23 protein-coding genes are annotated in these 19104 nt (G+C 50.3%); 14 read left to right on the top strand and 9 right to left on the bottom strand.

Features of this window, described 5'->3' with window-relative positions:
- Positions 1-5 precede the first annotated feature (5 nt).
- The 5 genes from SIC18_RS05895 to SIC18_RS05915 all read left to right on the top strand — a co-directional run bounded on the left by SIC18_RS05895 (position 6) and on the right by SIC18_RS05915 (position 4961).
- On the top strand, positions 6-1928 hold the full coding sequence (locus tag SIC18_RS05895; protein WP_413430377.1) for an APC family permease: 1923 nt from the start codon (positions 6-8) through the stop codon (positions 1926-1928).
- A complete protein-coding gene (gene queA, locus SIC18_RS05900) occupies positions 1921-3033 on the top strand; it encodes a tRNA preQ1(34) S-adenosylmethionine ribosyltransferase-isomerase QueA (protein ID WP_413430378.1) in 1113 nt (370 codons plus the stop codon). Before SIC18_RS05895 ends, queA begins: the two co-directional genes overlap by 8 nt.
- 278 nt (positions 3034-3311) lie before the next feature.
- Positions 3312-3926 (top strand): hypothetical protein, encoded by a 615-nt coding sequence (locus SIC18_RS05905; RefSeq protein WP_250394799.1) that lies wholly within the window; start codon positions 3312-3314, stop codon positions 3924-3926.
- A 28-nt stretch (positions 3927-3954) separates the two neighbouring features.
- On the top strand, positions 3955-4494 hold the full coding sequence (locus tag SIC18_RS05910; protein WP_413430379.1) for a hypothetical protein: 540 nt from the start codon (positions 3955-3957) through the stop codon (positions 4492-4494).
- Positions 4491-4961 (top strand): hypothetical protein, encoded by a 471-nt coding sequence (locus SIC18_RS05915; RefSeq protein ID WP_413430380.1) that lies wholly within the window; start codon positions 4491-4493, stop codon positions 4959-4961. Before SIC18_RS05910 ends, SIC18_RS05915 begins: the two co-directional genes overlap by 4 nt.
- Positions 4962-5129: 168 nt before the next feature.
- Here the strand turns inward: SIC18_RS05915 and SIC18_RS05920 are convergent, their stop codons facing one another.
- Positions 5130-5876 carry a hypothetical protein gene (locus SIC18_RS05920; protein WP_413430381.1) on the bottom strand — a complete coding sequence of 249 codons (747 nt, stop codon included), beginning with the start codon at positions 5874-5876 and terminating at the stop codon, positions 5130-5132.
- A gap of 452 nt (positions 5877-6328) precedes the next feature.
- Here SIC18_RS05920 and SIC18_RS05925 point away from each other — a divergent pair, with 452 nt between their 5' ends.
- A complete protein-coding gene (locus SIC18_RS05925) occupies positions 6329-6766 on the top strand; it encodes a hypothetical protein (RefSeq protein WP_413430382.1) in 438 nt (145 codons plus the stop codon).
- A gap of 373 nt (positions 6767-7139) precedes the next feature.
- Here the strand turns inward: SIC18_RS05925 and SIC18_RS05930 are convergent, their stop codons facing one another.
- Positions 7140-7484: a hypothetical protein gene (locus SIC18_RS05930; RefSeq protein WP_413430383.1), complete on the bottom strand. Its 345-nt coding sequence runs from the start codon at positions 7482-7484 to the stop codon at positions 7140-7142.
- Between the two features lie 49 nt (positions 7485-7533).
- Here SIC18_RS05930 and SIC18_RS05935 point away from each other — a divergent pair, with 49 nt between their 5' ends.
- Positions 7534-7929 carry a hypothetical protein gene (locus SIC18_RS05935; protein ID WP_250394793.1) on the top strand — a complete coding sequence of 132 codons (396 nt, stop codon included), beginning with the start codon at positions 7534-7536 and terminating at the stop codon, positions 7927-7929.
- Between the two features lie 172 nt (positions 7930-8101).
- Here SIC18_RS05935 and cysK read toward each other — a convergent pair whose 3' ends face one another.
- Entirely contained in the window at positions 8102-9088 is a 987-nt protein-coding gene (cysK, locus tag SIC18_RS05940) for a cysteine synthase A (RefSeq protein ID WP_413430384.1), read from the bottom strand.
- Between the two features lie 131 nt (positions 9089-9219).
- Between cysK and SIC18_RS05945 the strand changes: the two genes are divergently transcribed.
- Positions 9220-10017 carry an outer membrane protein gene (locus tag SIC18_RS05945; protein WP_048345904.1) on the top strand — a complete coding sequence of 266 codons (798 nt, stop codon included), beginning with the start codon at positions 9220-9222 and terminating at the stop codon, positions 10015-10017.
- Here the strand turns inward: SIC18_RS05945 and SIC18_RS05950 are convergent.
- Both SIC18_RS05950 and SIC18_RS05955 read right to left on the bottom strand, forming a co-directional pair.
- Positions 10014-11507, bottom strand: coding sequence for a PLP-dependent transferase (locus tag SIC18_RS05950; RefSeq protein WP_413430385.1), 1494 nt, complete (start codon positions 11505-11507; stop codon positions 10014-10016). The genes SIC18_RS05945 and SIC18_RS05950 overlap by 4 nt on opposite strands.
- Positions 11504-12661, bottom strand: a complete 1158-nt coding sequence (locus SIC18_RS05955; RefSeq protein ID WP_413430386.1) for a trans-sulfuration enzyme family protein — start codon at positions 12659-12661, stop codon at positions 11504-11506. Before SIC18_RS05955 ends, SIC18_RS05950 begins: the two co-directional genes overlap by 4 nt.
- Positions 12662-12971: 310 nt before the next feature.
- On the opposite strand from SIC18_RS05955, the gene SIC18_RS05960 reads away from it, so the two are divergent.
- Complete coding sequence (locus tag SIC18_RS05960) at positions 12972-13229, top strand: hypothetical protein (protein ID WP_048345907.1); 258 nt, start codon at positions 12972-12974, stop codon at positions 13227-13229.
- A 44-nt stretch (positions 13230-13273) separates the two neighbouring features.
- On the opposite strand, the gene SIC18_RS05965 is transcribed toward SIC18_RS05960, so the two are convergent.
- Positions 13274-13750: a hypothetical protein gene (locus SIC18_RS05965; protein WP_413430387.1), complete on the bottom strand. Its 477-nt coding sequence runs from the start codon at positions 13748-13750 to the stop codon at positions 13274-13276.
- Between the two features lie 239 nt (positions 13751-13989).
- On the opposite strand from SIC18_RS05965, the gene SIC18_RS05970 reads away from it, so the two are divergent.
- The gene (locus SIC18_RS05970; RefSeq protein ID WP_413430518.1) at positions 13990-14196 is read left to right on the top strand and encodes a DUF1651 domain-containing protein; all 207 of its coding nucleotides are present in this window, start codon (positions 13990-13992) and stop codon (positions 14194-14196) included.
- 22 nt (positions 14197-14218) lie between these two features.
- Here SIC18_RS05970 and SIC18_RS05975 read toward each other — a convergent pair whose 3' ends face one another.
- The gene (locus SIC18_RS05975) at positions 14219-14620 is read right to left on the bottom strand and encodes a hypothetical protein (protein ID WP_048345910.1); all 402 of its coding nucleotides are present in this window, start codon (positions 14618-14620) and stop codon (positions 14219-14221) included.
- A gap of 507 nt (positions 14621-15127) precedes the next feature.
- Between SIC18_RS05975 and SIC18_RS05980 the strand changes: the two genes are divergently transcribed.
- Positions 15128-15391: a hypothetical protein gene (locus SIC18_RS05980; protein ID WP_048345911.1), complete on the top strand. Its 264-nt coding sequence runs from the start codon at positions 15128-15130 to the stop codon at positions 15389-15391.
- Positions 15392-15579: 188 nt separating this feature from the next.
- Here the strand turns inward: SIC18_RS05980 and rpsD are convergent, their stop codons facing one another.
- Positions 15580-16188, bottom strand: a complete 609-nt coding sequence (gene rpsD / locus SIC18_RS05985) for a 30S ribosomal protein S4 (RefSeq protein WP_011618574.1) — start codon at positions 16186-16188, stop codon at positions 15580-15582.
- Positions 16189-16370: 182 nt separating this feature from the next.
- Here rpsD and SIC18_RS05990 point away from each other — a divergent pair, with 182 nt between their 5' ends.
- On the top strand, positions 16371-17255 hold the full coding sequence (locus SIC18_RS05990; protein WP_048345912.1) for a DUF3365 domain-containing protein: 885 nt from the start codon (positions 16371-16373) through the stop codon (positions 17253-17255).
- A 44-nt stretch (positions 17256-17299) separates the two neighbouring features.
- Here SIC18_RS05990 and SIC18_RS05995 read toward each other — a convergent pair whose 3' ends face one another.
- Positions 17300-18460 carry a hypothetical protein gene (locus tag SIC18_RS05995; protein ID WP_413430388.1) on the bottom strand — a complete coding sequence of 387 codons (1161 nt, stop codon included), beginning with the start codon at positions 18458-18460 and terminating at the stop codon, positions 17300-17302.
- A gap of 102 nt (positions 18461-18562) precedes the next feature.
- Between SIC18_RS05995 and yidD the strand changes: the two genes are divergently transcribed.
- Entirely contained in the window at positions 18563-18799 is a 237-nt protein-coding gene (gene yidD, locus SIC18_RS06000) for a membrane protein insertion efficiency factor YidD (RefSeq protein WP_048345914.1), read from the top strand.
- A complete protein-coding gene (locus SIC18_RS06005; protein WP_048345915.1) occupies positions 18780-19088 on the top strand; it encodes a glutaredoxin family protein in 309 nt (102 codons plus the stop codon). Before yidD ends, SIC18_RS06005 begins: the two co-directional genes overlap by 20 nt.
- Positions 19089-19104: the final 16 nt, after the last annotated feature.

Here is a 19104-nt window from a genome sequence, read left to right on the forward strand (position 1 = left end):
GAGCCTTGTTTGCTGCTTCATTGTTTTCACGCGTGATCGGACGAGCATTGCCTCGGGCTGAAGCAGCCCGGGAGCGATTGCCCAACCTGCAGGCTCTGCCGATCCTGTCGTCGGATGCACTTTCCTCCGTGGCCTATGCCACAGAGGCATCCCTGGGTGTGTTGATCCTGGCGGGCAGTTCGGCCCTCAAGCAATCGCTTCCGATCACCCTGGCGATCATCGCGTTGATCGTGATTGTGGTGCTGTCCTATCGGCAGGCGATCTCCGCCTATCCCAATGGCGGCGGCTCCTATGTGGTGGCGCGTGAAAACTTGGGACGCAACGTCAGCCTGATAGCTGCGGCAGCCCTGTTGATCGACTACACCCTCACGGCTGCCGTGAGCTTGATGGCAGGAACTCAGGCCCTGTCGTCATTGCTGCCCTCATTGCTGCCCCATGAGCTGTCGTTGTCACTGCTGCTGTTGGCCCTGGTGGGTTGGGCCAACTTGCGCGGCATTCGTGAGGCGGGCCGGATTTTTGCGATTCCCACCTATGTCTTTGTGGTGATGATCGTGTTGCTCACCCTTGTTGGGCTAACTGATCTCAGCTTTCAACATGGCTGGACCCCTGAGCCACCTCCTTTAGAGGCCGCTTTGCAGCCCTTAGGGCTGTTTTTGATCTTGCGGGCCTTTAGTTCTGGCTGTTCGGCGATGACAGGCATTGAGGCCATTTCCACTGGCGTGCAGGTGTTTCGTGAACCCGCGGCGCGCAATGCTCGCGTGACCCTGCTCGTGATGGGTGGTTTGCTTGCGGCGATGCTCTTGGCCGTGACTGGCCTGGGGTTTATGTACGGCATTGCGCCAGATTCCCAAGTCACCGTTTTGGCTCAGATCGGCATTCGGGTGTTTGGCAGCGGCAGCATCTTGTTTTGGCTGCTGCAACTCTCCACCCTGCTGATTCTGGTGTTGGCCGCCAACACGGCCTTTGCTGGTTTTCCTTTATTAGCGGCGATGCTTGCCGAAGACCGTTGCCTGCCACCGCAGATGCGTTGGTTGGGAGATCGCTTGGTGTATCAGAACGGCATTGGCGTTTTGCTTGCGGTGTCGGCTCTGATCATTTGGATCTGCCACGGAGACACCACCGTGGCGGTCAATTTGTATGCGCTGGGTGTGTTTACGGCGTTCACGCTGTCTCAGCTGGGATTGGTGCTGCATTGGTTTCGGTTGCGTGGACCGGGTTGGCAGGGACGGATGGCGCTCAATGCCTTGGGTGCCCTCTCCACCTTCGTGGTGTTGTTGGTGATCATCGTGAGCAAGTTCACGGAAGGCGCCTGGACAGTCGTGATTGCTCTGCCTCTGGTGGTGTGGGGGCTCGCCATGATTCGTAGGCGCTATCGCGAGGTGCTGGCTTTACTGGCGCCTGACCCATGCATGGAGCCTCTTTTTTTAGAGCCGAAGGCTTTGTTGCCAAGCCATCACGCCATCGTTTGGCTTAATGATTTCAACCAGCCGTCCTTTGAAGCCGTGCGTTACGCCTGTTCCATCGCCGACAAGGTGACGGCTGTGATGGTGTTGGCGGATCAACAGGATGCTGATCAGATCGGTGCCGAATGGGATCGTTGCGCTGGAATGCAAACCGGCGCCCTGAACTTCCAATGTCTTGAGAGTCCGTTCAGCTCGCTTCTGCAGCCCTTTTGTGATTTTGTTGTTGAGCAGGAGCGGAATCATCCTGAGCTCTGTACGACGGTGGTGATGCCAGTGGTCGTGCCACGGGATCGATTGGATCAAACCCTTCTGAATCAGCGGGCCTTGAATTTGTTTACCGCTCTCTCTGCTGGTAAGAGTCGCGTCTTTTCGATTGTGCGCTTCTACATTTCGCCTGCCGGGACGAAAGACAACGCCGCCTTGGCAGCATGGCCTGATGTTGTGGTGGAGCCAGATAATGCCTGACTCACGCGATCTCCAGCTCAGTTCGTATGACTACGTTCTGCCCGAAGACAGAATTGCGCAGGCGCCGGTTGAGCCGCGGCACGATGCCCGTCTGCTGGTGGTGCCCCCTGCAGAGCGCTCCTTGTCTGAGCTGAGGCACCAACGCGTCTGGGACTGGCAGCAGGAGTTGCAACCCGGCGATCTTTTGGTGGTGAATGACACCCGCGTCCTGAAGGCGCGTCTGCGGGTGCGGCGCAGCGGCGGCGGTTTGGCTGAATTGCTCGTGCTCGAGCCCCGTGGGGAGGGGCGGTGGTTGTGTTTAGCGAGGCCTGCCAAACGCATGCAGCCTGGTGATCAGCTGTGGATCGAGGCTTTGGAGCAAGAACCGCTGCCCTTAGCCGTGCTGGCGAGCGATGCTGCCACTGGAGGCAGGGTCGTTCAGTTTCCTCCGGATTGTGTTGATGCTCTCGCGCTTGAGAAACTGTTGGATCGCTACGGAGAAGTTCCGCTTCCGCCTTACATCACACGCCATAACAGCTCGGATCAAGAGCGCTATCAAACCCGATACGCCGCACGCCCAGGAGCAGTCGCCGCTCCGACGGCGGGCCTTCATCTCAGCGATGCCTTGCTCGCAGCGATTGCGGAGCGGGGTGTCGCCTTGGCTCATGTCACCCTGCATGTTGGCTTGGGCACCTTTCGGCCCGTGGAAACAGAGGATCTGAGCGATCTCACCCTGCACAGTGAGTGGGTGGAGGTGCGTACGGAGGTGGTGGAGGCCGTTTTGGCCTGTAGAGCTCGAGGTGGGCGGGTGATTGCAGTGGGCACTACAAGCGTGCGAGCACTCGAGGCCGCCGCTGCTGCGGGCGGTGGGACTTTGCAGCCGTTGAAGGGGCCTGTGGATCTCGTGATTCAGCCCGGCTATCGCTTTCGGGTTGTGCAGGGCCTACTCACGAATTTTCACCTTCCCAAGAGTTCCCTGTTGCTCCTTGTGAGCGCACTGATTGGTCGCGATCAGTTGCTTCAGATCTACGACGCAGCGATCGAGGAGATGTATCGCTTCTATTCCTATGGCGATGCGATGTGGATTGCTCCCGAGGCTGTTTTGCTAGGGGCTAGACCCGAATAATTTTTTGATGGAGTGAAGATCACTAGTGAAAAAAATAATGTATTGGTTGATACGGTTATCTTTTTAGGTAATGACGGCTAACGCCTGTCTTCGGTGCGCATTTGATCGTTGGTTATTCCCTCAAAGTTGTTATGAAGACGAAGCTCAGATGCTTGTGATCGAATATTAATTGATTCTTCATTGCACATTGGTGCAAATTATCAATGCCTCATAACTGTAGATACCTAGTTCAGTGAGAATCACCTGTTTACAACGAAAGTGACTTATTCATTTGATTCATGAACTACTCTGCATACCCGGATCTCAAAGTCAGAGGTTTCCGCTTCACTCTTGCAACAGCTGCTTTGGTTGGGACATGTGCTTTGTCTGCAATCCCAGCGCAGGCACAAAACATGCAAGCCGTCGAAAGCTCTAGCATTGGTGCGCAGGTAGAATTTAATAACACTTGGGGACAGAGTTTTGAAGTTACTGGCCCTAATTTAGGTGGTGGTGATCAAGGAGTGATTGCACCATTTGCTACTTCTGGAGAAAAGTCTTCCTCAAGTTTGAAAGGTTTTGGTAAGCCAAAGCCAATTAAAATCTCTCCACTTCTTGTCCCAAACTCTGGTGTCGCAACATTCTCAGCATCTGTCACCAATCTGAGTCCTAAAGGTGGGAAGCTTACAGGGAGCGGTCAAATCATTCAAGGATCAACAAGTAATAACATTGTTTTAAATCAAAACTCTGAAGATGGAGTCCCAAGTATTACGGTTGATCCCTATCAAGATGAGAATGGAATCGCTAATGAAAGTACGATTGGTGCAAATATTTTAGGCACTAATATTGGTGCTAGTAGCCTGCAGGTCACTGGAACCAACAGCTATACGGTGATGAATGATATGTCTGCTTTCTGAATTGTTTAGTAAGGCAGCATTCATTATTATGTCGCAGATCAAAACATCATTGTTTGATGCTTGGCCTTCTGCTTTAGTTTCTATCGCATTATTAGCCTTGGCATCTGCGACTTTCCCTAAGGGTGCAGAGGCTCAACGCGCTTCTGTTTCCACAAGTACTACTAATTTAGCTTATTACAGCTTCGTGAATGGAGGGGGGGTTGAAATTGGCAGTAATGTGGGGCTTACTTATTCTGGCGACCTCAATACGATTGTTCAGACGGAGGCTGGTCCCATTCAGATGATGCTAAACAATAGTGTGATGATTAATGGTGTGCCAGAACGCATGAGAGAAATGAACAAAGATGGCACTGTTCATCAGCATCTTCTCTCCCCTGGTTTGTCTCGTAGCACCATTGATCTCAATGATAAAACCACCGTATCTGTCCGTATTGGTGGCACTTTGGCGGTTTATCGTGGCATGATGTATCAATCTCAAAATCGTACAAATCACTCTGCTTCGGGTCAATCGTTAAGTGTGTTTTCATCTCTCTTGCCAAGTGTTTTCAGCTCAAATGCAGGTCAATGACTTTTTTTACTAATAGATTTTGGCTATATTCTTGGATTTTAGCCATTCCTGCTTTGTTTGCTTTCACGACTTCGTCTCATGCACAGGTTAGTTTGGGCTATAGAAATCCTGTCGTGGCCAGTGGATCGATGGGGCGATCTTTGTTGCAAAGCACAATCCAAACCAATCAGTTTTTTGTAGATGGTGAAAATGTGGTTCCTAATAATAATTCTAGAGTTTTCAATCGATCAACCATTTGGATTATTAAAGATCAAGGCTTGCCATTTTCTTTGAAGACAGAAGATGCAAATCCGCTGATCGAATCCACCAGTGTTTTTGAAGAGACACGTTCGGCATCTGTCGTGAGAACAGAAATTCTGCCTGTTGTTGTCACCGGGCCAGCTGCAAATGCCCTACGTAGTGTTTTTCCAAGGGTGAGTGGTTTGATTGAATCTGAGTTTGTGACTCCAAGAGCATTAGGCTTTTAGGAATCTATTTGCGTAAAACTAACAACTTAGATTGCTAACGCAGTCACGACTCTTTCTTTCCAATGGAAAAAATCTCATCGCTGGAGAAGCATACATTCAATACAGTTTATTTGCAAAAAAAGGTGGCCTTGCGGCCACCTTGGATTCATTCTTCTTTAAGTCTTTGAATCATTGATCAAAGACCGTTAGTGAGTTCATGATATTCGATTGTGCACTGACTGAAGCAGATACTGCACTAGTTCCAGTCAGTGTCGAAGTGATCGAAGCAGCGTTTTGAGTGACGCTTGATCCAGCCGACTCTGTTGGTTCGAATGTTACAAATTGGATGCCTGGTAAGCCAGTTTTTGTGTCTTGATTTAACCGAATATTTGATGGAATATTCGTTAATGATGTGCCTCCAGCTAACATGTCACCACCGAAGGGAGTGATTCCTGCAAGCGCAGTAATTGATCCATCTCCAACTGCATTTTCAAGACCTTCGCCCATCCCACAAGTCCCCTCAGCGGGACATTGTTGGAAAGGAAGAAATCCATCGCGATCAAACGTCAAGGTCAGAGTGGCTTGCCCTACGTTGCCAATAGAGGCAGGATCAGCGCCTTGCTTACGTTTTCCCGTAATGGCGAATGAAGACCCCACCGTTGTTTCAAAAGGCTTGAAGACGTGGCCCCTTTGTGTGATTTGTGGTGAAGAAACATTAAACGATTCCCCGTATTCCAAGCCGTATGTTGCGCCGCCTTGAATGGTGATGATCTGGTTCGTACTCAGACTTTGAGCTTCTGCAGTTCTACCGGCTACAGACACCGCTAAAAGGGCTGCAGCGACCGATACCTTTGCGATGAGCTTGATGTGGTTAGTCAATGGAGAGTGAAGCGAGTGAACCTTCAAAACCCAAGAAAATATGAATTCTGAAGACATTGTTATAGCGTTTCGTCAGGCTTTCCTAAGTATCCGCTCAGGCTATTCCAAGGTTTTGGCGAGATTTCTGAATATTTCTTAGCAAAAAACGTCGTTTCGTATGAACTTAGTTGCCTTTATTCCTTTTGCGTTTTTGTGTTTTTGCGTTTTTGCGTTTTTACTCTTTTGCGCCAGAGTGATTGACCATGATTGAAGGCGGCTTTGCTGTGCGCCTAAGGAGGGTCATTGGTGGAAGCTGGAAAAAGCCTGTATTTCTTGAAATTCAAACATAACGATTGTTTTTTCGTTCTCGGACTAAAATCTTAAAAATTCAGGGCATAATGCGATCTTCAAGCTCCATATCTCTTCTCTTGGTTGGATTGGTTGGCCTTTCTGGTCCTCCAAATACGGCCTTTGCCCAGTCTTCCCCATCAGCCACATCAAGTTCTAGGGCTACGTCTGCCGGAACGACAGTGAATAATCAAAATAATTCTCAAATTAATACCAGCTCGTTTTATGGTTTTGGCCCAGGTATTAACTGCCCTACACCAACACTTTCGGTTGCTGGCTTTGGTGGCAGTGGATCAGGCCTCAGCGATGGAGATGTCATTGGTGCCAGGGTTAACAGTGATAACTATGGCGGGGTCGTTACAGTCACTTTCCCTATAGGTGGCGCCAATCATGATATCTGTAAAAAGATTGGTCAAGCACAAGTCTCCGCTTTGGAAAGTCAAGTTGCAAGAGCTCAAGCAGAGGCGAGAAAGACGCAGGCAGATATCAATCTTGTAACTGCTCTGAAGTGTGTTGAGCTTCTGAAGTTTGCAACACTTTCTGGTCAATTTGCTCAAATCTGTTCAGGTGTTAATCCAAATTTTAATTATCCGAGGGCGCGTGCGTCACAATCGCCTTAATGATTGTCAATCACCTCCTTTTTGAACTTTAAATGATTATGGCTCAATATACTTTCTTGGTGAAGTCGGTTGCGAAGCCTTTTGCTTTTCTCTTTTTGGCGATAATCGCTTCTCAGAATCCTGTTAAATCGAATAGTTTTGATGTTTACTGTACTTCGAATGGCGATCAAACGACTACATGCGTTGGATGGGAGGGAGATCAGGACCTAACTTGCGTTGCGAATGTAGGGGGCTCGCTGAGTTGTAAAGCCTCCTCGGGGCAAAGTTTTGTTTGTGTTAATAACTCTGGCACTACTTCTTGTACTAATCAAAACAGCGCTAATGTGCAAACTACTCAATGTACTTTTGATGGTGGAGGAACTTCCTCTTGTGCTCAACCTGAGCCACAATCTTCTCCATTGATTGAAGCTCCCTCGATTGCTGAACCATCGATTGAAATACCAGAAAATTTGATAACGCCTACGTTGAGCTCGCCCTCCGTTTTTTGATAATCTTGATGGCTTTTGTCTGCAGAAGAGGATACTATTTTTTCTTCTGAAAATGTCTCGTTTGTTTTTGTGGCTCTGATCGTTGCTGCGCTCTTGTAATCCAGATGTTTTGCGACTTGATCTTCAATGTGTCCAAGACCCGATGGCGCCTTGTTTTGATTCGATGTGTCCTTTGTGGTTGTGCGGGCAACGTGGGTATTGGCTAAAGTAACTGTATGATTCTTTGTCATAGATGTCTTTGTTTTTTTTGACCATTAATCACTTGAGGGGGGCTGATTAGTGTCTTCCCGGGAGATTCATTTGTCTAAGTTTTCATCTGTCTGTTTTTGCTCTTTTGCTGTAATATCACTGGTTTTTTCTTTTGCTTCTCTTCCTGGATCGACGCAAAGGGTCCCGCAAGTTACTGGATGGACATTTTCCCGATCCTATGGAAAAGGGGTTGGTAATTCCACCGCAACTACGGCAATCTCTGAAAGCAATGGAGCGGAATCGTTTTCTCGTGTGAATGTTTTGCCGATCTCGGAGCTTGATCCTGACGGAAACTTTTTAATTCAGGATCCTGATAGCCCCTTCTCTATTGGGGTAAGGGCACGTAAAGCGGAGGAAACTGTCAAGGTTCAACAGCTCAATTACTTCTCGCTGTCTGACTGGGGATATACAGTTTTTAGTTATTGATTGAAATCCATGGTGTATTGGATTTGAGAATTAATTCTTCTCGACGTTGGATCGTTCTGATGATCGCTTTATGTCGCTTGAATATGTTCGAATGAGTTGATGAATGTTGTTAACAGGCTCTGAGAATTCAATCAGAGCCTAGTTGTATCCTGAATCTTGATTGATCTTATTATTATGCTTTTACTGGCTCTTCGATGATTCCGGTGGGCACGTCCGCAAACATCACGGAAGACAAATAACGCTCAGCGAGGTCAGGCAGAACGACCACGATTGTTTTGCCAGCAAATTCATCCTGTTGGGCAAGGCGAATCGCTGCTGCGGTTGCTGCGCCGCAGGAAATTCCTACTAAGAGGCCTTCTTCCTGGGCCAGGCGCAGGGCCATTTCGATGGACTCCTCATTGGTGACCTGCTCAACGCGATCGACCACAGAGAGATCGAGGTTGTTAGGAATGAAGCCAGCACCGATGCCTTGAATTTTGTGTGGGCCGGGCTTGAGTGCTTCACCATTCATTGTTTGGGTGATCACAGGGCTGTGGCTTGGCTCAACGGCGACCGAGGTGATGGCCTTGCCTTTGTCCTGCTTGATGTAACGCGAGACCCCGGTAATGGTGCCACCGGTTCCAACGCCGGCTACGAGCACATCGATCGCCCCATCGCAGTCATCCCAGATCTCAGGGCCTGTGGTTTTTTCGTGGATCTCTGGATTGGCGGGATTGTCGAACTGTCCAGGCATGAAGTACTTGGACGAATCACTATCTGCAATCTCCTTGGCCTTAGCGATGGCACCAGGCATGCCCTTGGCGGCTTCCGTCAGGATCAGTTCAGCGCCAAGCACGGCCATCACCCGTCGACGTTCGATCGACATCGATTCCGGCATCGTGAGGATCAGCTTGTAACCACGAGCCGCGGCAGTGAAGGCCAGGGCAATGCCTGTATTGCCTGAGGTGGGCTCCACGATGGTTTTCCCTGCGGAGAGAACGCCACGCTTTTCAGCGTCCCAAATCATGTTGGCGCCGATTCTGCACTTCACGCTGTAGGCGGGGTTTCGGCCTTCGATTTTGGCCAAAACGGTGGCCTTGCAACCCTTGGTGACGTGGTTAAGGCGAACGAGCGGGGTGTTGCCGATGGCTTGGCTGTTATCGGCGTAGACGCGGGACATGAGGCTGGAATTATTTTCTAGAAATTTAATTGCCAGGATTGGCACTTCATTCCAGCTTCAGGCCTTATTAAGACTTCGATGTTTGTTGATGTGGTTTTGACTATGCCGACCCGATCATTTTTTGGCTTCCAATGAACACTTGCTACGCGTCCTTTTTGGCCTTCGCCTCGGTCGCTCTCTCATCGGTCGCTGTCTCGCCTGCTGCTGTTTTGGCAGAGTCTGAAGAGCAGGCGCGTGGCCCTTACCTCCGCTTGGGTGCAGGCGTGCAATGGCCGGAGACGAGTGCGCTAAAGGATCAAAGGTGTTCAAGTACCTCACCGCCAGCGTTGTTTGGATGTGGGCCAGGCGATGACGGACGAAGCCTTGGTGCCTATGGCGGTTTTGATCAGGCCCCCGTGGTGGATGCGGCGATCGGGTATCGCTGGACGTCATGGCTGCGGACGGAGGCCTTACTCAACTGGTCGCCCCAGCTCAACGTATCCGCGCAAAGTAATTTCCTCGGAGCAGGCTCGAATCAGCCTGTTAGTGCGTCTGGGAATGGGTTAGCTGGATTTGGAGTGCTGTACGTGGATGGACCTTCCCTGGCAACGGTCCGTCCTTTTATCGGTGCTGGTCTTGGTGCTGCTCGGACGTCTCTTTCTGATGTCACCTATCGATTCCCAGCGATTTCCAGTGATGCCGTCACGGTGACCTCTGGAGGGAGATCTACGTCATTCGCCTATTTGCTCACGGCTGGTGTGAGCATCCCTCTCAGCGAGAGGCTTGACCTTGACCTGGCCTATCGCTGGACCGATCTTGGAACGGTGAAAACCAATGCAGGATCCGCCAAACTTGTTCGGCCTGCAGGCCGATCCAAGCTCGCGATTGCAGGTACAGAGATTGATCTTCAAACTCAAGCCGCTGTAGCGAGTTTGCGTTTTCGCTTTTAGGGGCTCGACGCAGAGAGGGCGCGCTCAAACCGTTGCCAAAGCTCCTCGGGTTGTTCGAGCCCGACCGAGACACGTAGGAGGTGAGAGGGAACGCCGCAAGCCTGGGCCCAGGCCAGTTCGTCGTAGTGAGCCAAAAGCACATAGGGACACACCAAGCTGAACGGTGTGCCCAGGCTTGGCCCTTTGCAGACCGACAACCCGTCGTAAACAACTCGGGCTTGATCGCTACCGCCCTTGAGCTCGAAAGAGAGCAGGCAGCCATGTCCGGCGCCGGGGCGCATGAGGCTGCGGAAATTGGGGCATTGATCGGGGTAATACACACGCGCCACCGCCGGGTGACTGCTGAGCTTTTTGGCTAGGGCTTGGGCATGGCGATTCAGTTGAGGAACGCGTGCCTGGACATCGCGGCTTCCTTGTTCCAGGGCGATTGCATCGCCATCGTCAAGGCCGGTGAACCCTGCGGGTGAGTGTTGATTCTGAAAGGTTTGCTCCCAGCGGGAGTGCGGGCTCACAACCAGTGCTCCGGCCAACACATCCCCCCGACCGCCAAAACTTTTGGTGAGTGAACTGAAGATCAGGTCTGCATAAGGCAGGGGATCGATGTTCAAGCAAGATCCGATCGTGTCGTCTGCGATCACTGGAATCCCTCGGGCGTGAGCCAAACGGGCGAGAGTTGGGAGGTCCACGCATTGCAGAAGGGGATTGCTGGGTAGTTCCACAATCACCGCTGCTGGATCGATGCGATCAAGAGCGGCTTCCATGGCTGCGCTGCTGCTGTCGAGCAGTAGTTCGCTTCCGGCAAACACCACCTGAGGCAGCTTCAGCACATCGACGTAGGGGAAGCCGATTTGCAGGGTGGGGCGCCCTTGCCGCATGGTTGTGAGCCATTGCAGAGCCGTGTGTAGAGCCGCCATCCCGGAGGGGTGCAGGCTGAACTGCTGGGTGTCACATCCATAGATGGCGGCTAGTCGCTCGATCACGAGGGTCTTGGCCCGATGAGCGGCCCCCGCCGCTGGTGCTGCCTCCTTGTTCAAACTGATCGCGGCCCGTCGCGATGAGGCGCCTAAACCAGCGTGTTGCCAGAAAGCTTTGGCATGGGGGCTCGCTTCGGCGTTAGCAATCAAGACGGCGAGTCCGAGCTGATCCACGATTTGGGTGGAAGCACTCGGAGCCTGCCGACGGCAATGCTGTTGGGCGAGCTGGGCGGCAGCCCCGTTGGGGTAGGGCCAAGCACTGGATCCCGGGGAGTTCATCCCAGTGGGGAGCATCGCTAATGCTTGTTGAGCAACCTCTGCAACTAAAGGATGGAGAGCAAAGCGTGGATACAACGCTCGCAATTGCGACCGGCACTGCGGATCGTTGTCTTCGTAGGCGATGACATCGCGCCAGCGCGGTAGGGCAACGGACACGGCATGGGTGCTGTCCGGCAAGGGATGGCCAAGGTCCTCGCCTTGCCAGCATGGGTTGCGCAGGAGGTCGCGGGAACTCACGGGAGCAGGGTGAGCGCGTGATCAAGATCGATCAACAGGTCACGGATGTCTTCGCAGCCAAGGGATAGCCGAATCAGCCCGTCGCTGATGCCTAGGGCTGCTTTGATCTCGGAAGAAACGGCGGCGTGGGTCATGGTGGCTGGATGGCAGATCAAGCTCTCAACTCCGCCAAGGCTTTCGGCCATCGTGAACCAACGCAGGGCTTTGCACACGGCATAGGCCTGTTCACGACTCGCATTTAATCCAATCGTCACGATTGCTCCACCTCCGTTCATTTGGCGCAAGGCCACAGCCCTCTGAGGGTGATCGTTTCGTCCGGGATAGCGCACCCAAGACACAGCGGAATGGGATGCCAAGTGATCCGCCACCGCAGCCGCATTCGCCATCTGTTGGTTCAGGCGCAGGGGCAGCGTTTTGATGCCCCTGGTGATCAGCCAACAGTCGAAGGGTGAGGGCATCAGCCCCAATGCTTTTTGGGCAAACACCATCTTTTGATGCCAGCTGGGCTGATCGGTGCAAACCACACCACCGAGGGCATCCGAATGCCCGTTGATGTATTTCGTGGTGCTGGTGAGTGAGAGGGTGGCGCCGAGTGCCAAAGGACGTTGCACCAAAGCGGTGGCGAATGTGTTGTCGACCACAACGGGCACGCCTGCGGAGCGGGCCGCGCTGCAGACTGCATCGAGGTCAATCACCTTGAGCAGTGGGTTGGTGGGACTCTCCAGCCAGACCATCGCTGGCCGCTGTTCCTCGATGCGGGCCACAGAACTGGGATTGGTGAAATCAACCCATTCGGTGCGCAACCCGAACTTGGCAAACACCTGCTCGAACAAGCGCACGGTGCAGCCGTAGAGGTTTTCTTCGCAGAGCACCAGATCTCCCTGGCTCAGGGTGGAGACAATTGCGGTAATCGCGCTGACTCCCGAACCAAACACCGTGGCGTGGGTGCATGCCTCAACAGAGGCCAGAACGCCTTCAAGGATGCGGAAATTGGGGTTGCCCGAGCGGGTGTAATCGAATCCGCCTGGGTTGCCATGCTCAAAGGTGGATGTGGCGTAGATGGGTGGCATCACCGTGCCGGTTTCGCTGGCGAAGCTTTCGCCGTGGTGAATGGCCCGGGTGGCTGTCGCCGGTTCTGGGACAGGACGCTGCAAGGCGTTGATGCGATCTACCTGAAGGCTATTAAACGGTCTGTTGTTAAGCGTGTTTGTTGGCTTTCTAGGTGAGGATTCGCAGGGTTCAGGGCTCGCAATGGTTGTTTTGGTTTTGAAGATGTCAGTGATCGGTGTGTTTCTTGCTGACTTCGCTGCAGATCTCTGCGTGATTGATCGCTTCCCTGAGGAGTGATCAGCCCCAGCTTTGCGGGAACGCCGCTGACTCGAGTTTGTCTTTGAAAAATGCGGAGCCTCGGTCGTGCAATGTGGCTTACGTCGTCTTAGCGTTTAGACGATTTTGTGATCTGTCATGAAGGAAAGCCAGGTTCTGCAAAGCGATAAGGATGAATGGAGAGATCATGTTCTCCAAGAGATTGTTGGGTTTTTAAGTAAGAATAAAGAAGAGATCCATGGGCGTTACCTTGATCAACGACGTGGCCAGCTTTCACGAGATTTTATTGAAGAGAAGGGTTTGATGGATTTTGAATTGGCGATCACGTTTTTGGAAGATAAGCCCAAGGGTATGGGGTTGGGTCTTGGCTTTTTCAAGGCAACTCTGATTCGCTAAATGGAAGACGATCCTCCTGATGCCTTGGATTTATGCGGGGGGGGTCAAGTTTCTTGCTTGGCTTCGCATCCGATTGAGTGGCATACAGCGGATTTAAACTGGTAAAATTGATTCATGATGAGTTGCTCTTCGATCTCGTCGTCCGAAATCAATGGAATGGTATGAATGATGAGCAAAGGGACTGGTCTGGAAAAATCTTTGCTTCCGCATAAATACGTTTTTGCTCCGAGTAAAAGCTTGCTGATTCTATTGATAACAAGCTTGCAGCTGTTTCGATCTTCGAACAAGATTTGCGCTTTAAATTGAATGTCAATTTCGTATTCGTCTTGGTCGCTTTCGTGATTTTGGTTTCTCCACACTCCTTCGATCATCCACCACATTCCGCCGTTATGTATCCAAACTGTGGCTAACTCTGGCGGGCTTGCTTTAAAGATATTGAGTTGACAATTGAAGTTGTTGCTCTTGAAGATCTTGTAAATCTTCCTGCTTGTAAGCTCATTCGCTTGCACGAGATTGACCATCAACGCATGGGTATTATCATCAGCTCTAATCCCGTTAAGCGTTCTTGCGGATGAGGCATGAGCACGTTCATTTAATACTAGCTGACTGCAAATATTGTCTGTCTGTATAACTCGTCACGAGGCGTTGCTAGGAAGAGGGTGATTATCTAAAGTCGTCTATTCTGTTGTCAATGTGTCTTGGTTGCTTTGCCGATGTTTGTGCGGACGGGTGGTTGATTGATGGCTGGGGTTATTGGGCAATGCGCTTTCATCGAGATGAGCAATCTGATGCGAATGATCCTCGTGTTTTTGTGGATTATGGAAGGGGGATGCCAAACGGACAGTCCGCCTTGTTGAAGAGCAGAAAACATCTGCCACGAAAGGATGCAGAGACGCAATGGAATCGATTGATTGAAATCGGTTGGACGCAGGTTCCACCTGTTTGGGGGCAAGATGTTGAGCCATAAATCAGGTTTGTGTGATGACTGCCTAAAAGCCCAATCCGATGAATAGTTCTTGATGCACAACATAGGTGTAGTACAAGGTTGTGCCGGCATTGGGTGAAAGTTCGATGCCATCACTGTTAAAGGCGATATTGCAAATCAAGTTTCCCTTCCAGGCAATTTTGTCTTGACTTTGTTCTGCTGACCATCTCATTACAGCATTGAAATGATCAGGAATGACGGCTCCAATCTTCTCGCAGATGTCTGAAAGTCTGCAGAGGGCCGGGGGTTTAGCGGGTAGGGATAAGCCTTTCCTTAGCGTCAATTCGTCTATTACTCCTGTATATCTCACGAATTCGATGAAAGCTTCTTCCTCGGTGGTTAGTGAGGCATTAGATAACGCTTGATCAAAGAGAGCAGCTGTTAGGACTGGCCTGGATTGAATCATTCTGTTGTTGCAATGATTTGCTGATAGGTGCTGATTATAGTCATCGCTCTATGGAGTTTAAATATTGATTCTTTCGTCTTTAAACGACCTCCATTGGTCTATGGGCTTGATGATCTGATGAGTGAACCCAATCTATTGCTCCGTTCGTGGGTTCTACCTCGTTGTTCTGTGCAAAGGGTTGTGTGTTATTGATTGCACGACCAGCAATTTTTTGCCACAGTACTTGAAAAGGCTAAATTCCATGGGTCTGAGGAAATCACTCAAAAAAGCCGTGGTTTATTTGCTTGGTGTTGTCGACGAGTACTGGGCTATGCGAGAGCCTAGTCAATATGGCGATAAGGATCCAGAATGCTCGATCTCTACTGACAGTCAGGGTTGTGTGAGCAAAAGTGTCTCGCAGTCAAAGCATCCATGACGGATGAAAGAACAATGTTGTGGCAAGAATAATTGAGATTGTTGAAGGTCTTGTTGGGGAGCGTTATAGTGTGATTGTGTTGAGATTTTCTTTTGAATCAAGCTAGTATCCGCCGTTTTATATTTACTTTAATCACCGGTTATTTGGCGATTTTTGGCATTCAGCAGATTCCTTATGAATTTCCAAATCAATGGGCTGTGTTGATTCCGGTTTTAATTGTTGTTTATATCATCACTGTATGGCTGGACGGAGTCTTTTTTAAGGATAATGAACCCCCCGAAAAGCCTCCTGCTGCTATGAAAAAGTCCAAGAACAAGAAATCTTCGAAAAAACCGAATGGATTCGGGGATTCTTAGAACCTTTTCTTTCGTCTTTGCCTTGCTGAAGAAGCCTAATCATCGCTTGGTATAGCGTTCATGCTTCAACGATCTGATGGTCCTTGACTGCAAGTGTTGGCAAAAAAAACCTGCTGGCTTCGTGTCCAAGGCCAACAGGAATTGAAATGGAATGAGAACAGTCCCAGATCGAAATCCGGGATTGAACATCAGACCTTTCTTGAGTAGTACTCCACAACCAGGAGTTCGTTGATCTCAAGGGCTACCCATTCGCGTTCAGCGCGGCCAATCACTTTGGCGCTGAGCTTGGGTTTGTCGAGCTCAAGGTGAGGAGGCACGTTGGCCAGTCCTGGGAATTGAAGATTCGCTTCGGCAAGCAGTTTGCTGCACTTGCGTTCGCGAATAGCGATCACATCACCGGCCTTGCACTGATAACTGGCGATGTCGGTGACCCGTCCATTCACGGTGACGTGGCCATGGTTTACCAGCTGGCGGGCGCCGGGCACGGTTGGACCAAATCCAATGCGGAAGCAAACATTGTCGAGACGATTCTCGAGCAATTTGAGCAGGTTGGTTCCTGTTGAACCCTCCTGAGCACGCGCTTTCTTCACGTAGCGCACGAGTTGGCGTTCAGACACGCCGTAGTTGAAGCGAAGCTTTTGCTTTTCTTCTAAGCGGATCGCGTATTCGGAGCGCTTGCGACGGGCTTGGCCGTGCTGACCGGGTGGATAGGACCGTTTTGCGGCCTTCCGGGTGAGACCGGGTAGGTCTCCCAAGCGCCGCGTGATCCTCAGGCGAGGGCCGCGGTATCTGGACATAGGTCGATTGAGATCGGTAGTGGGTTGTTCGTGTCGACTCTGCCTGTGATCACCGAATGCAGACGGTGCGAGACGTTCGACAAGAACCACTTAATATACTCCTAGGCTTGCCTTGCCTCGAAAAGGCGTTTCTCTCAGGAGCCCATACACATTTTGGGTTCAATGAATGAATATTTTTCCTTGTGAAAACTAACCAATCCTCGTCAGTTCTTACTGGTTTTCTTCTCCGTTTTGTTGGGCTGCAGTTTGTTGCTTTTATTTTAGCAATTATTTTAATTGTCTCGGGGTATACCTTGGTTACGAGAACCTATGTTCGCTTTCAGGCCTCGCAGGTGATGGACGTGATGTTGGCTGTGCGTGAATATACATCTAGGAAAATTAATCCATTGATTGCTCCTATCAATGACTCTTCTGATGCGGCATTTATGCCTGAAGCTGTTCCAAGTTATTCTGCCACAAAGGTGTTCGAGTATCTAAGATTGAATCATGCGTATTCTGATTTCCAATATCGAGAAGCTGCACTCAATCCAACAAGTCCCTCGGATCGAGCGAGTGCTACTGAAGCGGAAATTATTGCTCGGTTTGAAGACAACCCTCGTTTAAGGGAGATTAGCGGTGTTCTAAATGATAATAGTGATCATAATCAATATTTTCTCGCGAAGCCCATTCGGCTCTCGAAAGAAAGTTGTTTGGCCTGTCACTCAACACCCGATAGGGCTCCTAAAAGCCAACTAATTGCCTATGGAGATAAGAATGGATTTGGATGGAAGCTGGGTGATGTTGTTGGTGCTCAGATCGTATCACTTCCGATTGACTCTGGTTTGCCGTCTCCAGCGCGTTTTGTCCTTCTGCTTGTCTTGGCTGTTGGACTGATGTCTTTGGCTGTGGTTGTGGTGGGTAAACGCTTCTTTGAAGCTCTTATCGCTCGTCCACTAAGACAAGTCTTGCGACTTGTGAGTGATCAGTCTTGCGAGGCCGATGACGATTCAAAGCATCTGCGTCAACGTCAAGATGAGTTTGGTGTGTTGTCTCGATGGATTTCTAGCCTTCGTGATTCCTTGAAGTGAGCCTCAAGATTCTTTGTAATGGATCAATTGCCTTCTGGCCTTTTTTAACTGAGGGCAATCCAAGCAAAAAGCCCTTGAGAGGCTAAGAAGGTCGCTGGAAGGAAGATTTCCATGATTCTTTCGAGTGTTGGAACGCGTTCTGCGCCTTCTTTCGCAATTGTTTGTGAGATGTAATAAGCGATGAAGACTTCTGAAACCATAAACACGAATAGGAAGATTGTATAAGTATCGCCTAGGGTTAGATAGGGGACTCTTGGTACTGAACTGGTAATAATGATTTGGTAAGCAAGAGTTGTAAATAGCAGTCCGGAAATAAATGCCAATCTGTCCGCAAATGCCTCTAAGGGGATGGCCAGGAAAAAGATACTTGTGAAGGTGAGAATCCCTAAGGGCAGGAATATCTTGTAAATAAAGTGGCCTGACCGCCTTGAGATTGTTATCGTCGCTGATAATCTTGAGAATTCATTGCTTCCTTGCTCGGGGTCGTCATGGTTGCGAATCACATACCCTAAATTTTTGATTTTCCATTCTGGAAGCTTGGAGTTTTTGCTTAGGCTTACGACATCTCCAAGTTCGACTAGCTTGAGAACAGTCTTGTCCCAGCTAAAGGATTGTACATATAAGTGCAGGAGTTGCTGGTCAAAAGGGAATTTTTCGAGTCTAAATTCTGAGCCAAGCCCTTCCTCAAAACGCGCTTTCCTTTCCACTGCTCCACTGCGATGCAGTGTGATGGTTTGAGTTTGGTAAAAGGCTTCGCTGACGCGATTTGTAAATTCAAGTTGAGGAACCCAATGGGATCCCATCCAGTCTTCTGCAGCGGAGTTGAACAGAACGAGTTTGTCTTCATTTTCTGGGAGATCGCTGATGATGCGTGGATCGCACCATGTGGAAGTCAGTAATCCATCAAGCTGAAATTTATTGTGTGTATCGGAGATTGAAGGCAATTCATTGATGTGGATGCTGACTCCCACAGGAATGGGTTTGAGCTTTGAGATTGGTTGCGGCGGTGCCAATGGATGAGTGGGTAACAGCTCTTTCTCTGGGCACCCGTATTCGGAAATATTGAGCTGAGATAAATCTTTGATTCTGTTCGCTTGTCCAGGGATATATTCAACTGCGCTTGAGGGCGAATAATGGCCTCCTATCCATAGGCAGAAGGCTAGTAATGCTGCAAAAAATGCACCAATCTGCTTTCTTCGTGCCACGTATAAAAAGCACTACAGGATGTTGAAACGATAATCCCTGATTGGTGATCAAAATATTTTGCGTTTAAGCACACTTCGTTAAGATGAAACCATCCATTTGGTCTGTTGGCCGTGATCGAGACATGGGTCAGCCGGTTGATGCTCGGCTTGATCGGCATCTATCGCACTTGGATTTCACCCTTGATCGGCCCTCGCTGTCGGTTTACCCCAACCTGTAGTGCTTACGGGATCGAGGCGATTCAGCGCCATGGCCCTTGGCGTGGTGGTTGGTTAACCCTGCGTCGTTTGCTGCGCTGCCATCCCTTTACCCCCTGCGGCTGTGACCCCGTCCCCGATTGATTCACGGCGATTATTGCTCTATAGCAGGGCTGGTTGTTGTCTCTGTGAGGGGCTCGAACAGCGTTTGCGAGATCTCAACCTTGAAGATGACATTCATCCCCTCACACTCGTTGTGGTGGATATTGACGCTCCCGACTGTGCAGCGTCATTGCGAGCCCGCTTTGACCTGGAAGTTCCCGTTTTAGTCCTAGGAGATACGGAACTTCCGCGCGTGTCTCCCAGACTGAGTGGGGATGGATTGCGCACTTGGTTGCAGCGGGTTTGCGCCCCTGCGGCAGGTTCGGATTAGAAAACCCATCTGTGGT

Origin of the sequence: Synechococcus sp. Cu2B8-bc1011 (genome assembly GCF_047302735.1) — a bacterium.
GTDB lineage: Bacteria > Cyanobacteriota > Cyanobacteriia > PCC-6307 > Cyanobiaceae > Synechococcus_C.

Excerpts from the sequence above, each read along its gene's own strand:
- SIC18_RS05905 (WP_250394799.1), top strand. The coding sequence starts at position 3,312 with ATGAACTACTCTGCATACCCGGATCTCAAAGTCAGAGGTTTCCGCTTC.
- SIC18_RS05965 (WP_413430387.1), bottom strand. The coding sequence starts at position 13,750 with ATGGTCAATCTCGTGCAAGCGAATGAGCTTACAAGCAGGAAGATTTAC.
- SIC18_RS05960 (WP_048345907.1), top strand. The coding sequence starts at position 12,972 with ATGAAGGAAAGCCAGGTTCTGCAAAGCGATAAGGATGAATGGAGAGAT.
- SIC18_RS05910 (WP_413430379.1), top strand. The coding sequence starts at position 3,955 with ATGTCGCAGATCAAAACATCATTGTTTGATGCTTGGCCTTCTGCTTTA.
- cysK (WP_413430384.1), bottom strand. The coding sequence starts at position 9,088 with ATGTCCCGCGTCTACGCCGATAACAGCCAAGCCATCGGCAACACCCCG.
- SIC18_RS05975 (WP_048345910.1), bottom strand. The coding sequence starts at position 14,620 with ATGATTCAATCCAGGCCAGTCCTAACAGCTGCTCTCTTTGATCAAGCG.
- SIC18_RS05930 (WP_413430383.1), bottom strand. The coding sequence starts at position 7,484 with ATGACAAAGAATCATACAGTTACTTTAGCCAATACCCACGTTGCCCGC.
- queA (WP_413430378.1), top strand. The coding sequence starts at position 1,921 with ATGCCTGACTCACGCGATCTCCAGCTCAGTTCGTATGACTACGTTCTG.
- SIC18_RS05945 (WP_048345904.1), top strand. The coding sequence starts at position 9,220 with ATGAACACTTGCTACGCGTCCTTTTTGGCCTTCGCCTCGGTCGCTCTC.
- rpsD (WP_011618574.1), bottom strand. The coding sequence starts at position 16,188 with ATGTCCAGATACCGCGGCCCTCGCCTGAGGATCACGCGGCGCTTGGGA.
- SIC18_RS05915 (WP_413430380.1), top strand. The coding sequence starts at position 4,491 with ATGACTTTTTTTACTAATAGATTTTGGCTATATTCTTGGATTTTAGCC.
- SIC18_RS05920 (WP_413430381.1), bottom strand. The coding sequence starts at position 5,876 with ATGTCTTCAGAATTCATATTTTCTTGGGTTTTGAAGGTTCACTCGCTT.
- SIC18_RS05970 (WP_413430518.1), top strand. The coding sequence starts at position 13,990 with ATGCGCTTTCATCGAGATGAGCAATCTGATGCGAATGATCCTCGTGTT.